Origin of the sequence: Flavobacterium sp. JAS (genome assembly GCF_020991455.1) — a bacterium.
GTDB lineage: Bacteria > Bacteroidota > Bacteroidia > Flavobacteriales > Flavobacteriaceae > Flavobacterium.
On the sequence record NZ_JAJMOX010000001.1, the window covers coordinates 329,972 to 342,090 of the forward strand.

Consider the following 12,119-nt stretch of genomic DNA (forward strand, 5'->3'; position numbering starts at 1 on the left):
TAACTATAGGTTATTTTCTGGTAAAAAAACAGCTAAATAAAATTATTAGAACAGATGTTGCTAATTAAATGTTAATTATTATATTGCAGCACCTAAATTTATCACCTAAGAATGAGTATGAAAGTAAACAAAATTGTAGCCTTGCAATTAATGATGTCAATGGTATTGATGTTGGGCACGGCTAGTTGTAGCAAAAAATCGAGTTCCAGTCACGCTTCAAGAGCAACAGGTTGGGATGTAGATAGTCAGAATGGAACGGCTGCTAGAAACGCAGGAAAAAAACAACAGGCTGGCCCTGGTTTAGTTTTTGTTGAAGGAGGTACGTTTACTATGGGTAAAGTACAGGATGATGTTATGCATGATTGGAATAACACACCGACTCAACAACATGTTCAATCATTCTATATGGATGAAACTGAAGTTACGAACGGTATGTACTTAGAGTACCTGGAGTGGTTAAAGAAAGTTTTCCCTCCAACTGAAGAAAACTACAAAAACATTTATGAAGGAGCATCACCAGATACATTGGTGTGGAGAAATCGTTTAGGATACAACGAGACGATGACTAATAATTACTTAAGACATCCTTCTTATGCTAATTATCCTGTAGTAGGTGTTAACTGGATTCAAGCTGTTGAATTTGCTAAGTGGAGAACAGATCGTGTTAACGAAGCTGTCTTAGAGAAAAACGGATATCTTAAAAAAGGTGCTAAAACACAAGATGTAAGCGCTGAAAGTTTATTTAATACTGAAACTTACGTTGCGTCTCCAAGTACTACTTATGGAGGTAATGAAGAATTGGTTTTAAAGAAAAATCCAAACGGAAGAAGGCCAAAAGCTGGAAAAGATGGAGTAGTTCCTGAAGAAAAAAATGTTTACGCACAACGTTCTTCCGGAGTTATTTTGCCAGAGTATAGACTTCCTACTGAAGCAGAATGGGAGTATGCAGCTGCTGCAGATGTTGGACAAAGAGAATACAATATATATAAAGGACAAAAGAAATACCCTTGGTCTGGAGATTATACACGTTCAGCAAAACGTAAAAATAAAGGAGATCAATTGGCTAACTTTAAACAAGGAAACGGTGATTACGGTGGAATTGCTGGTTGGTCAGATGATGGTGCAGATATTACAAACTCTGTAAAAAGCTATGCTCCTAATGATTTTGGATTATATGATATGGCAGGAAACGTAGCAGAATGGGTTGCGGACGTTTACAGACCTATTATCGATAATGAAGCGAATGATTTCAACTACTTTAGAGGAAATCAATACGCTAAAAACAAAATTGGTAAAGATGGTAAAATTGAAATTATCACTAAAGATAATATTCAATACAAAACATTGAGTAACGGTAAAAAAGTTGCAACAAACTTACCAGGAGAAATCGCTCAGGTTCCAGTTGATGAAAATGAAACTTACTTGAGAACAAATTTCAGTACAAGTGATAACATCAATTACAGAGATGGTGACAAACAATCTTCAAGATATTTTGACTTTGGAGATTCTGAGTCAGGACCAAAAGCTGATCAGGCAATGTACAATTCTCCTAAGCATAATATCACTACTGATAGTTTAGGTCAAATGACTAGAAAATACGATAGCTCAAGTAAACGTACTACGTTAATCGACGATAATGTAAGAGTTTACAAAGGTGGTTCTTGGAGAGATAGAGCTTACTGGTTAGATCCGGCTCAAAGAAGATATTTCCCTCAGGATATGGCAACTGATTACATCGGATTTAGATGTGCAATGTCTAGAGTAGGTGCAAAATCTGAAAGAAGAAAATCACCTAGAAACTAGGTTTTAGAAATTTTAATAAAAAATTCCAAATTCCAAAAGCTGATTATTTCAGTATGGGATTTGGAATTTTTTTATTGTTTTTTTCTACTTTTACGATCAATAAAATAAAATTTAAATGAATATTCAGGACATTCATAACTTGTTTTTACAATGTAGTTCAGTTTCAATCGATACAAGAAAGATTGAAAAGGGCTCTATGTTTTTTGCTATAAAAGGTGAGAACTTTGATGCCAATACTTTTGCGGCAAAAGCGCTCGAATTAGGAGCTTTGTATGTTATTATTGATAATGCAGCTTATGCTATAGACGAGAGAACTATTTTGGTTGAGAACAGTTTAGAAACATTGCAGGAGTTGGCAAAATTTCATCGTTCGTATTTGAAATTGCCTATTGTTGCGCTCACCGGAAGTAACGGAAAAACTACCACAAAAGAACTTATTAATGTAGTTCTTTCTAAGAAATTTAAAACGAAAGCTACCGTTGGAAATTTGAATAATCATATTGGAGTTCCGTTGACTTTGCTGTCTTTTTCAAAAGAAACTGAAATAGGAATTGTTGAGATGGGTGCCAATCATAAAAAAGAGATTGAATTTTTGTGCGAAATTGCTCAGCCTGATTACGGTTATATTACCAATTTTGGAAAAGCACATTTAGAAGGTTTTGGTGGTGTCGAAGGCGTTATCGAAGGCAAGAGCGAAATGTATCAATATCTTTTAAAATATAAGAAATTAGCATTTGTTAACCTTGAAGATCCAATTCAGATTGAAAAATCTAAAGGAATAGAGGTGTTTACTTTTGGCTTAAATAAAAGCCAATCAAATCTTAATATTAAAAATATTAAGGCTAATCCTTTTGTGGTTGTCGATTATGAGGATTTTACTGTAGAATCTCATTTAATTGGACTTTACAACGCTAATAATATTAATGCGGCAGTTGCGATAGGAAAGTATTTTAAAGTTGATGAAACAGATGTAAAACACGCTATTGAGAACTATATTCCTGAAAATAATAGATCACAATTGTTGAAAAAAGGGTCAAACGATATTATTCTGGATGCTTACAATGCTAATCCGAGTAGTATGGCTGTAGCGATTACTAATTTTTTGCAATTAGAAAATGAGAATAAAGTAATGATTTTGGGAGATATGTTTGAACTTGGAAATGAAAGCCATGAAGAACACAAAATCATTGTTGATTCGCTGGCAAACCAAGAAAATTCAGTTTGTTATTTGATTGGAAAATATTTTTACGAAAACAGAGTTTCTAATAGTAATATTCACTTTTTTGAAACTTTTGATGCTTTTGCAGCATATCTTAAAACAATTCACTTTAATGAGAATACAATTTTAATAAAAGGTTCGAGAGGCATGGCGCTGGAGCGAACATTAGAATATATTTAAAAGTAAAAAGCCATCCGATGCGGATGGCTTTTTACTTTTTAGATGCTCATTAAAAAACCAATTAAGTTTTCTTTTTTATTTAAACCAAGTTTTTTTCTTAATCTATATCTGGCTAATTCAACTCCTCCAGTCGAAATATTCATGATTTCTGCTATTTCTTTGGTTGACATATTCATTAGTAGATAAGTTGATAAATCAAGCTCTCGTGGCGAAATCGTAGGATATTTTTCTTTTAGTCGCTTTAAGAATTCAAAATGCACGTTTTTGATGTGTTTTTCGAGATCTTTCCAGCTTTTATCTGTGTTTACTTCTTTTACGATGCTTTTGTTTAGTTTACTAACCTGAAATTTTGTTGAATCGTCAAGTGCTTCGACATCAATCTCTTTTAGTTTATGGATGATTCCGTTTAAGATTTTGTTTTTCTTCACAACCTGCAAAGAATTGTTTACTAACTCTTTGTCTTTTGCTAAGATTTTTATCTGAAGTTTATCATTTTTTAATTTTTCAATTTCTTTTTCAAGATCATATTGTTCTTGCCTGATTTTTGATTCTTTTTCCAGATACAGCCTTCTTTGCTCTATAGTTTCATAGTATTTATTCTTTCTGATTTTCATTTTTATTCGGGTAGAAATTAAATAGATTCCCACAACTATTAATATAAAATAAAGCATGAAAGCCAAGAAATGTCTGTACCATGGGGGAGAAATCGTAAATGAAAATTTCGATGGTAAAGATTGAACTCCATAACTGTTTCGAACTTTTACATTCATTGTATATTCTCCTTCGCGAAGATTGGTGTATTCTTTAAGGGATATGGTAGACCAATTGCTCCATTTATCATCAAAAGGTTCTAGTTGATAGGAGAATTCAACATTTTCTAAATTCTCAAACGTAGGAGATGAAAATGTAAATCGAACATGATTTGATGAATATGGGATACGAATATTTTCGGTTTTATTTTGATTGTTGCCTAAAATAATTGTGTCGCCGGGAAATGAAAAACTACGAATAAATGCTTTTGGTTTTGTTACGAAGTTATTCAGAAACTGCGAGTCATAATGTGCCAGTCCGTCCGTTAATCCAATAAATATGTTTTTTGAATCAATTGTATTAACAGATAAATAATTGCTTACTAAGTTACCCGTTAGGTTCGAAAACGGTGCGACAATATTTTTATACTTGTTATTTTGTTTCATTAAAACTCCTAATGATTCATTAAAAGCATACCACAAATTAGATTGTGAATCTTCGCTTAAAGCGTTAATAATGGGTATGTTTTTGAATAGATTAGTTAGGTTTTTATCCTCGTAGAATAAATCCTGCTCCTTTGAATATTTATAAAAATGATTATTAGTCTGGAAGTAAATATTGTTATCTATTTTTTGAAGGCTTCCAATATTTTTAAATTTAGGAGTTAAATGGTCAATTTTTTTGATTGTCGAAAATCTTGTTAAATCATTACTAAGCGACATTCTGTAAATAGACTCGTCTTTTTTGAGCCATAAATAAGATTCATCAAGCTCGAAGCTGTTTGATGATTTGTCGAATCCTGAAATTTGATTTTTATAAACTAAGCCATTTGCTGTTTGTTGAAATATAGCAAATCCGTCATAATTAGAGCCGATAAAAAAGCCGGGATGATTTGGGATTTTCTTAAAACCAAAATAACCTTTTGGATCTATTATATGAGTTACTCTTCCGCCTTTTATAACAAGCGCACCTCTATTATTGGCACAAATAAGTTCATTTTCAACTACCTGAACATTCCATGATTGTGCCGTAGTACCTTCAACAAGTTTAAAAACATCTTCCTTAAAACTATTGTTCCAGGCGTGATAAAAAACACCTTGATTTGTTGCAACATACAAATTACCATCATGAATTACAGATGCATATACAGTACTAATATCATAGCTAAAACCAAAATAAGTAAATGGAGAACTCTCGTTTATAAAGGCGATACCATTATCAAGACCTAGCCAAAGGTTGTTTTTATTGTCTATAAAAGAGGTTAGAACAGTATTATTTTGTAACCCTTTTTTCCTGTTGATGTGCTGGATTATTTTTCCGTTATAATCGCATATTATAATACCGTCTAAGACCGTGTTTAAGACAATAAAACTGTTATTTATTGTTACGCCTCCTAATGAGTTATTTTTTTTGACAAAATTATTGGCTTCAGTATTCCAGGGAGTTACTTTGTTGTTTTCGTAAATAAACAAACCTTTTTCAAGAGTAATAATTAAGGTTTTGTCTTTTGCTATAGAGTACATTCCCCAAATCTCTGTATTGTTTAGGCTGGTTGTATTGGCTAATGCGTATAGTTTTCCGTTTTTATATTCTAGTATCCCTTTTTCTACATCTTGTAAATAAAGTTTATTGCTGACTAAAAATGAGAACTGAAAGCGTTTAGGAGCTTCTAAAATGGATAATTTTCCATTCTTATAGATGTATATCCTTGCAAAAGATTGAAAAATAGTTTGATTATTAAAAGAGTGTATTTTCCAGATAAAATCTATGATTTTGATTTTATTTTTATCTACTTGTTTAGCTAATGATGTGTATTTAAGCCTTCCTTTATTATCAGGTTGAAAATAACCAAACTCATTATACCCGCCTACGAAAATCTTCCCTGAATTATCAATCTTTAAACATCTGACAGAAGTTAGATTTGGCAATGGATATCTTCTCCATGAGGAGCCATCAAATTGTAAAAGGCCATTATTGTTAGCAAAATACAGGTTTCCGTTTTTATCCTGACCAATATTCCAGTTTTGAGTACCACCTTTATATTCGTTTCGCTTGTAATTTCTTACATCAGGAAGTCCAATGTTTTTTACCTGTCCAAAAAAGGAGATTGTGAATAATGTAAAGAAAGTAATGTAAAAATATGATTTTATCAATTTCATAGATTCTTCTATTTATTTTGATTTTTTATTGTTAAGTATTTGTTTTTTAACTGTTTAATGCTGTTTTGTGGCTGCTATTTCGTTGTAGGAAGCTAATTGTTTAATAAAAATAAGCAATCTTAGACAAGTGTAGTGTTTATTTTTGCAATTAACATTTTGATAACATTTAATATTTATTTTTTAAATTATTGTAAATTAGATAATTATAAAAAAAATGATGTGTTTTTGTAATGTAAAGAATTTTAGTTTGATGTGTTTTTGTATGGAATTTTAATTGTTGATAGTAAAAAAATAACATTATTATTGCATCAAATTACTAATTAATTAACCAAAATTTTTAGAAAAATGAAATTAACAAAATTACTTATTTTTTGTGTTTCGTCTTTGTTATTCTCGGTTATCGCTGTGGCTCAAGATGTCACGGTAAACGGAGTAATAACTGATGAAAGTGGAATGCCAGTTCCAGGTGCAACTATTGTATTAAAAGGGACACCTAAGTCAACGGCATCAGATTTTGATGGAAAATTCCAAATTCAGTCACCTTCAAATGGTGTTTTAACAGTTACTTTTATTGGATATGCTTCAGCTACTGAAGCCGTAAATGGGAGAACAAAAATTGCTATTCAATTAAAACCAGAATCACAATCATTGAATGAGGTTGTGGTTGTAGGATATGGTACTCAAAAGAAATCAGTTGTTACCGGAGCGATCTCTAGTGTAAAAGCAGCAGATCTTGAAAAAGTTCCAAATGGAAGAGTAGAACAAGCCTTGCAAGGAAGAGTAGCAGGTGTATCTGTAGCTGCCGTTTCTGGACAACCTGGTGAAAAATCAAAGGTTCGTATTAGAGGTATAACTACTTTTAGAGAAGGAGGAAATGATCCTTTATGGGTTGTAGATGGTATTGCTGTAGATGCAAATGCGATTGGTTTTATTAATCAAAGTGATATTGAATCTATCGAGGTTCTTAAAGATGCTGCTTCTGCTGCTATTTATGGTACTCGTGCTGCAACCGGAGTTATCTTGGTTACGACTAAAAAAGGAAAATCAGGAAAAATTTCTGTAAACTATACTGGTTTTGCAGGTATTTCTGGTCCAGCTAAAAAATTAGATTTGTTAAATGCTACACAGTATGGAGCAATAATGAACGAGAAATCTTTTGCAGACGGCGGTACTGCTAAATATGCTAACCCATCTGCATTAGGTAAAGGTACAGATTGGCAAGATGCAATTTTTAATAATTCAGCTTTTAGATATACTCATGAATTAAGTATTAGTGGTGGTGGTGAAAAATCAACCTTTTATGCTTCTTTTGGAATACAAGATCAGGAAGGTATCGTTGCAACAGAAATTTCGAACTATACAAAGAAAAATTTCCGTTTAAATTCAACACATAAAATTTCGGATTACTTCACATTTGGACAAACTTTTGGTTACACGCACCAAAAAACTAAAGGAATTGGAAATACAAACAGTGAGTTTGGTGGACCTTTAAGTTCAGCAATTAACTTAGATCCTATTACACCATTAGTGGTTACAGATCCGGCAGTTGCCAGCACTGGTTTTTATACAAATCCAAATGTTGTTAGAGATCCAAACGGAAATCCTTACGGAATTTCTTCTTTAGTACAACAAGAAATGACAAATCCATTAGCTTATACTCAAACAAGATTAGGTGGATTTAGCTGGTCAGATGATTTTGTTGGAAATGCTTATTTAGAGGCTAACATCACTAGTCATTTAAAATTCAGAACTACACTTGGTGGTAAATTAGCTTATTGGGGAGACCAAGGTTTTACTCCGGTTTTCTTCTTAAATCCAAACATGAAAGCGGATAAAAATAGCTATAGCCAGAATAATAATAAATCATTTGCATGGACTCTTGAAAATATTTTGACTTACGCTAATAAATTTGGTGATCATAGCATAAATATTCTGGCAGGTCAAGGTGCTTATGTTGAAAACATTGGTGGTAAAATTGGAGTAACTATGTTTGGTCTACCAATCACAAGTTATAAAGATGCTTCTTTTAATTTTGATATCCCTCAAACTGACAGAGTAAACGTTTCAGAGGATTTTACAGAACACAAATTAGCTTCATTGTTCTTACGTGCTAATTATGATTATATGGAGAAATATCTTTTCACAGGAATCGTTCGTCGTGATGGATCAACTCGTTTTGGAGAAAACAAAAAATGGGGAGTTTTCCCTTCATTCTCTTTAGGATGGGTACTTTCGAAAGAAGGATTCTGGAAAGAAAACAATGTAGTTAACACTTTAAAACTACGTGGAGGATACGGAGTTGTTGGTAACGATAATATCGACGATTTTAAATACAGAGCTTTAGTTGTTGGAGGGTATAATTATTCTGTTGGAAGCACTGGTGGAATTACAACTGGTTACGGAAACTCTACTTTGCCTAACGCAGATTTAGGATGGGAAGAAACATCACAAACTACAGTAGGTCTTGATGCAAAAATTTTCAATGATTTTAATCTTGTTTTAGATTATTACAAAAAGAGAACTAAAGGAATCCTAAGAGACGTTGTTATTCCCGGATATGTAGGGGTAGTTAATGCTCCTTCTGCAAATATTGCAGATATGAACAACAGTGGTTTTGAGGTTGAATTAGGATACAAGAAAAGACTTGGAGATTTCAATTTAGGAGTTAATGCAAATGTTGCTTACTTGAAAAATGAGATTACTTATGTAGGTTCGTCTACAAACTATATTGTTGGAGATGCATCGTTCCAGTCTATGGGACCAGTAACAAGAACACAAGTTGGTCACTCATTCAACGAGTTTTATGGTTATAAAACAGCAGGTATTTTTCAAAATGAAGCAGAAGTTGCTGCATACAAAAATGCCGCAGGTGGTTTGATTCAGCCAAATGCTAAACCAGGAGATTTCCGTTGGACAGATACAAATGGCGATGGTGCAATTTCTGATGATGATAAACAGTTTTTAGGAACAAACATCCCTAAATATACTTTTGGTCTAACTGTGAATTTAGACTATAAAAACTTTGATTTTATGGCATTTACTCAAGGATCTGCAGGAAGTAAAATTTTCCAGGGTCTAAGAAGACTTGATATCTTGAATGCAAACTATCAAACAGAAGCGTTGGGACGTTGGGTAGGAGAAGGAACTTCAAACGATTATCCTAGATTATCGAACAATGATCCAAATAAAAACTTTACCAATATGTCTGATTTTTATCTTGAAAATGGTAATTACTTACGTTTAAAGATTGTTCAGGTTGGGTACACGCTTCCAACTACTTTATCGTCTAAAATTGGTTCAGATAAAATTCGTTTTTACTTAACAGGAGAAAACCTTATCACTTTTACGAAATATACTGGATATGATCCTGAAATTGGAGGTCAAGTTTATGGTGTAGATAAAGGAGTTTATCCACAAGCCAGATCTATTCTGTTAGGAGCAAACGTTCAATTTTAAAAAATTAAAGAATTATGAAAACTATAAAATTTAATAAATACATATATATTGCTGTTGCAATGGCAGCTTTAGGATCTTGTTCTGAAGATTTTGTAACCATTGACCCGAAAGGGAAATTTGATACAAGTACCTATTTCTCTAACGAACAACAATGTTATGCAGCTTTAGTTGGAGTTTACGATCCAATGAGAAAAAACGTTGGTGGTTTTGAAAATATGGTGGGAATGCTAAATGCTGGATCAGATGATTTTTATGCTGGCGGAGGAGGTCCTACAGATGGAAATGGAATTCAGAATTTCTCTACTCACTCTCTTACATCAATCATTATTCCGGGAAGTTTCTGGAATGATCATTATCAAGGTGTTTCGAGAGCAAATATCTTATTAGAAAAACTTCCGGCAGCTTCTATGAGTGATGCCGTAAGAACCAGATTTGCTGCAGAAGCTAAAACATTACGTGCACTTTACTATTTTAATTTAGTGCGTTTGTTTAAGAATATTCCTTTGGTGCTGGTACCTTTAACTACTCAGACTATTTACGATCCGGAGCAAGTTAAACCAGAGGTGATTTATGCACAAATTGAAAAGGATTTATTAGAAGCGATTTCTGCATTACCTACTACTATTAATCCGGAAACTGAGAACGCAAGGTTTAATAAAGGTGCAGCGCAAGCAATATTAGGAAAAGTATACTTGTTTGAAGGTAAAAACCCTGAAGCTGCTGCTGTTTTAGCACAAGTGAATGGTACTCCTGGACAAACAAATCAATACGGGAATAAATTGTTAGATAATTTTAGCGATTTATGGGTAACTACAAATAAGTTTAATGCAGAGTCATTAGTTGAAGTGCCTCATAGTAGTGCAGGTAACTCTGACTGGACATTTTGGGGATCTGGTAGAGACGAAGGAAACTCTCTAAACCAAATGGTTGGACCTAGAGGATATTCCAGACCAACAGGTTCTACTGCACCGGATCTTCCTTCAGGATGGGCTTTCAATATTCCAACTCAAAAGTTGTATGATGCAATGAAAGATGACCCAAGATTTGGAGCTACTATTTTTGATCTAAAAGCTTTAAAAGCAGCTGGAAAAGCAGACTACATTCCGGCATATCAGGATACAGGTTATTTCTTGAATAAATTTCTTCCAAGACAATCAGATGTTCGTACTGGTGGAGGTAATGCTGAGTTGAACTACAAACAAAATTATTATGTTATCAGACTTGCTGATACTTATTTAATGGAGGCCGAAGCTTTAGGATCAGGACCAAGAGCACAGGCTTTACTTGATGCAGTTAGACACAGAGTTGGTTTAGATCCTGTTCCAGTAACATTAGCAGCTATCAAAAATGAGAGAAGAATGGAATTAGCTGGTGAGGGTCATAGATTTTTTGATTTAGTAAGATGGGGAGATGCTGCTGCAGCATTATCTGATAGAGGTTTTGATGCCGGTACAGATGAAATTTTCCCAATACCTTACACTGAACTTAATGGAACTAAGTTGAAACAAAATCCTAATTATCAGTAGAACTAACTAATCAAAAACAAAGACAAATGAATCTAAATATAAATTTAAAAAGAAGTGTATCCCTAATGCTATTTTTAGCATTAGGAACACTAAATAGTTGTGATGACTCAGTTAATGGCAATGACTTAATTGCTTCAAATGTTGACGCTTCGTTCACAATAACGCCAGTTGCGGGAGCAATGAATACCTACCTTTTAGTAGCACAACCTAACGGTGTAATTTCATCAAGATGGGATACAGGGTCTGGTGCGTCTCCAGGAAAGATGAATGAAATAATTTCATTACCAGATGCCGGTACGTACACAATTACGCACACAGCAGTTGGAGCGGGTGGAGCTACAGGAACAGCTTCTCATGAAGTTGTAGTTGCAACTACTGATCCTGCAAAAGGAAACCTTGTACAAGGCGGGACTTTTGCAACAGCAGCCGATCAGGCAAAATGGACGTCGGCAGGTCTTAGCCCAACGGGTGCTGCCTTTTGGTCTTATGCAAATAAAAGCGCAACAATACATTCTCCGGGAGGATGGGCTCAAGAAGGAATTTATCAAACAATTGATGTTGTAAAAGATAAAGAATATACAATTGATATGGCAGTTTCTTGCCCTAGCGGATCTGATGAAACTTGGTTTGAAGTTTATGCAGGTACATCGGTTCCTACACCTGGAGTAGAGTACAAAGACAATAGAGTTATGGGATTAAGCACTTGGGACGGTTGTGCCAAAAGTAGTTTCTCAGGACAATTGTCAAAAGTTGGTTGTGTGAAAAATGATGTAACAGGTACAGTTTCTAATGTAGTGAAATTTGCTCAAAGCGGTAAAATTTATCTTCTTATCAGAAGCGGTGGTAATACGTTTACTAAAGACGGAATCACAGTTAGCAAAGTTGAGTTCAGAGGAAAATAAAAAGTTAAGTTAAGTTTAAGTTTGGTTGTAAATAGCCCATAATCACTATGAGTATGGGCTATTTTTAAATCCTTAAACTATCAGAATGTGTTTTTATAGATAAAGAGTTTCTTTAAAAAAACTT

The 12,119-nt window shown here is 33.7% G+C and carries 6 protein-coding genes; 5 read left to right on the forward strand and 1 reads right to left on the reverse strand.

Features of this window, described 5'->3' with window-relative positions; all coding sequences use genetic code 11:
* The first annotated feature begins 117 nt into the window (after positions 1–117).
* A complete protein-coding gene (gene gldJ, locus LPB88_RS01365; RefSeq protein WP_230712017.1) occupies positions 118–1,803 on the forward strand; it encodes a gliding motility lipoprotein GldJ in 1,686 nt (561 codons plus the stop codon).
* A gap of 115 nt (positions 1,804–1,918) precedes the next feature.
* Positions 1,919–3,202, forward strand: a complete 1,284-nt coding sequence (gene murF, locus LPB88_RS01370) for a UDP-N-acetylmuramoyl-tripeptide--D-alanyl-D-alanine ligase (protein WP_230712018.1) — start codon at positions 1,919–1,921, stop codon at positions 3,200–3,202.
* Between the two features lie 38 nt (positions 3,203–3,240).
* Here murF and LPB88_RS01375 read toward each other — a convergent pair whose 3' ends face one another.
* Positions 3,241–6,111, reverse strand: a complete 2,871-nt coding sequence (locus LPB88_RS01375; protein WP_230712019.1) for a triple tyrosine motif-containing protein — start codon at positions 6,109–6,111, stop codon at positions 3,241–3,243.
* 345 nt (positions 6,112–6,456) lie between these two features.
* On the opposite strand from LPB88_RS01375, the gene LPB88_RS01380 reads away from it, so the two are divergent.
* The 3 genes from LPB88_RS01380 to LPB88_RS01390 are packed head-to-tail and all read left to right on the forward strand — an operon-like array spanning position 6,457 to position 11,995.
* Positions 6,457–9,567 carry a TonB-dependent receptor gene (locus LPB88_RS01380; RefSeq protein WP_230712020.1) on the forward strand — a complete coding sequence of 1,037 codons (3,111 nt, stop codon included), beginning with the start codon at positions 6,457–6,459 and terminating at the stop codon, positions 9,565–9,567.
* Positions 9,568–9,581: 14 nt separating this feature from the next.
* On the forward strand, positions 9,582–11,093 hold the full coding sequence (locus LPB88_RS01385; RefSeq protein ID WP_230712021.1) for a RagB/SusD family nutrient uptake outer membrane protein: 1,512 nt from the start codon (positions 9,582–9,584) through the stop codon (positions 11,091–11,093).
* Between the two features lie 26 nt (positions 11,094–11,119).
* Positions 11,120–11,995: a hypothetical protein gene (locus LPB88_RS01390; RefSeq protein ID WP_230712022.1), complete on the forward strand. Its 876-nt coding sequence runs from the start codon at positions 11,120–11,122 to the stop codon at positions 11,993–11,995.
* Positions 11,996–12,119 lie beyond the last annotated feature (124 nt).

What these genes read in the sequence shown, in the direction of transcription:
- gldJ (WP_230712017.1), top strand. Translation starts at nt 118, where the DNA reads ATGAAAGTAAACAAAATTGTAGCCTTGCAATTAATGATGTCAATGGTA.
- murF (WP_230712018.1), top strand. Translation starts at nt 1,919, where the DNA reads ATGAATATTCAGGACATTCATAACTTGTTTTTACAATGTAGTTCAGTT.
- LPB88_RS01375 (WP_230712019.1), bottom strand. Translation starts at nt 6,111, where the DNA reads ATGAAATTGATAAAATCATATTTTTACATTACTTTCTTTACATTATTC.
- LPB88_RS01380 (WP_230712020.1), top strand. Translation starts at nt 6,457, where the DNA reads ATGAAATTAACAAAATTACTTATTTTTTGTGTTTCGTCTTTGTTATTC.
- LPB88_RS01385 (WP_230712021.1), top strand. Translation starts at nt 9,582, where the DNA reads ATGAAAACTATAAAATTTAATAAATACATATATATTGCTGTTGCAATG.
- LPB88_RS01390 (WP_230712022.1), top strand. Translation starts at nt 11,120, where the DNA reads ATGAATCTAAATATAAATTTAAAAAGAAGTGTATCCCTAATGCTATTT.